This window comes from Klebsiella sp. Ech2A (assembly GCF_030078455.1).
Lineage (GTDB): Bacteria > Pseudomonadota > Gammaproteobacteria > Enterobacterales > Enterobacteriaceae > Klebsiella > Klebsiella terrigena.
The window spans coordinates 1-3,970 of record NZ_JAQGFU010000285.1; the positions used below are offsets into that span (position 1 = coordinate 1).

Below are 3,970 nucleotides of genomic sequence, written 5' to 3' on the forward strand. Positions count from 1 at the left end.
ATCATGACGAACCCGCCACGGAAGTTAAATCCACGAAGCTGCGGGACATCCCAGTGGGTGGCGGCGCCAAACAGGATATGGGCTATCAGCGGCAAGACGACGATTGTCGCCGCGGCTATCGGCCACGTGCGGCGCAGCTGCCCGGTCTTCAGCTGGTGTTTGCGGTTGTAATGCCGTAATCCTATGCTGCCGACGATCGCCAGCGCCAGGGCGATAACGAATGGCCAGCTGCCTGGCGCGTAGGTGGGCCACGGGATGTAAAGACCGCGGTTGCTGACAAACGCCAGACCGAATGCGCTTAATGCCTCGCGTGGGCCAGGGAGATTACGCAGCACGGCGAAATACCAGAAGAAAATCTGCAACAGCGGCGGAATATTGCGGAACGTCTCGATATAAATGGTCGAGAGCCTGCGCAGCAGCCAGTTATCAGACAGACGCGCGAGACCGACAACGAATCCGAGAATGGAGGCGAAAACAATGCACAGCGCGGAAACCAGCAGGGTATTGGTTAACCCCACAAGGAAGACGCGCGCGTAGGTATCGCCTTCAGTGTAATCAATCAGGTGTTGGATGATGCCGAAGCCGGCGCTACGCTCAAGAAAACCAAAACCGGATGTAATACCGCGATTGGCCAGGTTGATGACCGTGTTGTGGATCAGATATCCCACAACGGCAAACACGGCAACAATGGCGACTATCTGGTAAAGCCAGGCGCGAACCGTAGGATTACCGAACGAAAAATCCCTTTTTACGGTTGGGCGTTGAGACATGTTGAAACCTCAATGAAAAAATCGCACCGGGTACCGCAGAATGCGGTACCCGACTGGAAGGCAGATTAGCGTACCGGCGGTGCGTACTGGATGCCGCCCTGGTTCCAGAGCGCATTCTGGCCGCGCGCGATTTTCAGAGCGCTGTCTTTACCGACGTTGCGGTCAAAGCTCTCCTGGTAGTTACCGACCTGTTTAATAATGTTGAACGCCCATTTATTGTCGAGCTTCAGGTCTTTGCCAAAGTCACCTTCAGAGCCCAGCAGGTGAGCGATGTCCGGGTTGGACGGTTTTGCCGCCATCTGATCGACGTTTTTCGAGCTGATCCCCATTTCTTCCGCATTGAGCATGGCGTACAGCGACCATTTAACGATAGTGAACCAGTCGTCATCCCCGCGGCGCACGACGGGCCCCAGAGGCTCTTTCGAAATAACTTCCGGCAGAACGATAAACTCATCCGGTTTGCCCAGCTTAATACGCAGCGCGTACAGCTGAGACTGGTCGGAAGCCAGGGTGTCGCAGCGGCCGCTGTCGAGCGCTTTAGCTGATTCGTCAGAGCGGTCGAAGGTCACCGGCGTGTATTGCATTTTGTTGGCTTTAAAGTAATCGGCTACGTTCAGCTCGGTATCCGTACCGGCCTGGATGCAGACGGTGGCGCCATCCAGCTCTTTAGCGCTTTTGAGACCAGCCTTTTGATGGGTCAGGAAGCCGATGCCGTCATAATAGTTGACGCCCGCGAATATGAACCCCATACCGCCGTCGCGTGAAGAGGTCCAGGTGGTATTACGCGACAAAATATCCACTTCGCCGGATTGCAGGGCGGTAAAGCGCTCTTTTGCCGTCAGCGGGGTGTATTTCACCTTGCTGGCATCGCCAAACACCGCCGCCGCAGTCGCGCGACAGACGTCGACATCAATCCCGGTAAATTTGCCGTTAGCATCGGCGTAAGAGAAGCCGGGCAGACCATCACTGATACCGCATTGAACAAACCCTTTCTTCTTAATTGCATCCAAAGTGGTGCCAGCATGTGCCTGCTGTGCGACCGCGAACAGAGAGGCCGCGGCGACAAGGGTGGAGAACATTATATTTTTCATAAATCATCCTGTGTGGATAAATCGTGTTGTTATGTGGTTGTGTTGAGCACTGTACCGTGCGTTTTTTCCAGTGGCGGTCCGCCGTTTTCGTTAAGGCAATTTTGATGCCATGTTTATAGATCGCTGAAATCCATAGGAAGAGCGCTTTGTTATCTGAATCATCAGCAAAGTTACGGTTACTGATGAGCACTAAAAGGGAACAAGACGAGTCATGGTGGGCAAAATGAGTGCAAAAGTTTCACGATAAGAAAGCAGCGTGCGTGGCGAAGAAGGGCACATGCTGACGGGGGCGCGAGATTTACCGGTAAAACCTCAGAGTATTAACTGCAACTATCGTTACCATTAAGGGGGTTGCTGTTTCATTAGTTGCTAATGCAAAGGTGGCAAAACGCCGGGTATCATCCGGGATAACGGGCATCAGTTCATGTCGAAGATGCCCGGGTAATGTTTAATTCGTATTGGCAACATTCAGCACCGACTGATAATAATATCGTGAGTTTAAAGCACCGTGCGGAAGCTCGGTTAGAATGGCCGGTTTTAGCCTGGCGCTGATATTCGTTGGCGCAATAACTATTTTTCCTGCTTCTACGCACTATAGAGGGAGTTAATCTATGTCGATACAGGTCGGGATCTATATTTTTGATAATGTTGAAGTCCTCGATTTTGCCGGGCCTTATGAAGTCTTCACCTGTGCCTCCAGGGTTCATCGCGGCGAGATACCGTTGTTTAACGTCTTTACGGTAGGCGAAACGCGGGAAACCATACGGGCACGCGCAGGTCTGACACTTTCCCCTGAAGCCACGATTGATAATCATCCTCCTATAGATTGCCTGATTATCCCCGGCGGGATTGTCGATGCGGAGCTGGCAAAGAGTGACGTCATTGAATGGATATACCAGCAATCGTTAAAAACGGTAATTACCGCCTCAGTGTGTACCGGCTCTTTTTTGCTCGCTAAATCCGGCATTTTATCCGCTAAATCCGCCACCACGCACTGGGAGGATATTGCAGATTTCCGCATGATGTTTCCACAAGTCTTAGTAAAAGAAGGATTACGTTGGGTAGATGAGGGCGCCATAGTATCCTCCGCCGGGATTTCAGCGGGTATTGATATGAGTCTACATTTAGTCGAACGCTTTTCTGACAGAGCGCTTGCGGAGCTTACCGCGAAACAGCTGGAATTTGACTGGACCGAGAACAAACCGACGATTTAGGGTGCTGATAGCCTCCGGCCCGCAGGCGCTTTGCTGGGCTAATGGCCTTAGCCGGCGCCGGGTGAACCATAGAGGGTGCAGCAGTGAGCGGCTAAAAAAAAGGATGTCACGCACGATCCGCACCGATAAATAGCGGATCGTTCTTCTCTTCGCCTTTTATATCCTCGCAATAGTCTGAATATGCTATTTTCAGGAAAAATGGCAGACAGATGGAAATCTGTTTTTCAACTTTCGATATGTTTTTTTCTTGTTTGTCTTGATGGCCTTCGCGGCAATATAGTTTTAGAAAAGAAATAAATGCCACCGTTGCGCATTTATCACCGACAGCTCGCTGCGAAAATAAAACAATGATTGCTATTAATAAAATCAGTAAAAGTTTTACTGGCGAACCAATACTAAAAGAGGTTTCGCTTTCCATTAATACTGGGGAAGTTATCTGCATTATTGGCCCGAGCGGTTCAGGAAAAACGACATTATTGCGCACGCTGAATTTTCTCGAACCCGCCGATAGCGGGAAAATAGAGATCGATGATGCGGTTGTCGACTGCGCGAAAGCCGGAAAAAAAGAGATTGAAAAAATACGCTCGAAAACCGCAATGGTTTTTCAGTCCTGGAATTTGTTTCACAATCTCACCGCGTTGCAAAATATCACCGAAGGCCTGATTTATGCGCAAAGACGACCTCGTCAGGAGGCGGTGGCGGTCGCCGAACGTCTGCTAAAACAGGTCGGGCTATTGCATAAAAAAGACCATTATCCAAACAGCCTTTCTGGCGGGCAGAAACAGCGTATTGGCATTGCCCGCGCGTTGGCAATTAACCCGGCCGTGCTGTTACTGGATGAGCCGACCTCAGCCCTCGATCCGGAAAAAGTCGGCGAAGCCCTGGCGCTTGTCCA

The 3,970-nt window shown here is 51.1% G+C and carries 5 protein-coding genes; 2 read left to right on the forward strand and 3 right to left on the reverse strand.

Annotation, left to right across the window (positions count from 1 at the left end):
- Together PFH44_RS25470 and PFH44_RS25475 are read right to left on the reverse strand one after the other, a co-directional pair.
- On the reverse strand, positions 1 to 770 hold a 770-nt coding region (locus PFH44_RS25470), incomplete at its 3' end, for an amino acid ABC transporter permease (protein ID WP_283826555.1).
- 65 nt (positions 771 to 835) lie between these two features.
- A complete protein-coding gene (locus PFH44_RS25475) occupies positions 836 to 1,861 on the reverse strand; it encodes an amino acid ABC transporter substrate-binding protein (protein ID WP_045858111.1) in 1,026 nt (341 codons plus the stop codon).
- Between the two features lie 611 nt (positions 1,862 to 2,472).
- Between PFH44_RS25475 and PFH44_RS25480 the strand changes: the two genes are divergently transcribed.
- Positions 2,473 to 3,075 carry a DJ-1/PfpI family protein gene (locus tag PFH44_RS25480; protein ID WP_283826556.1) on the forward strand — a complete coding sequence of 201 codons (603 nt, stop codon included), beginning with the start codon at positions 2,473 to 2,475 and terminating at the stop codon, positions 3,073 to 3,075.
- A 106-nt stretch (positions 3,076 to 3,181) separates the two neighbouring features.
- Here the strand turns inward: PFH44_RS25480 and PFH44_RS25485 are convergent, their stop codons facing one another.
- Positions 3,182 to 3,379, reverse strand: a complete 198-nt coding sequence (locus PFH44_RS25485) for a hypothetical protein (RefSeq protein WP_152644016.1) — start codon at positions 3,377 to 3,379, stop codon at positions 3,182 to 3,184.
- 43 nt (positions 3,380 to 3,422) lie between these two features.
- Between PFH44_RS25485 and PFH44_RS25490 the strand changes: the two genes are divergently transcribed.
- A partial coding sequence (locus PFH44_RS25490) for an amino acid ABC transporter ATP-binding protein (RefSeq protein ID WP_283826557.1) occupies positions 3,423 to 3,970 on the forward strand: 548 nt, incomplete at its 3' end.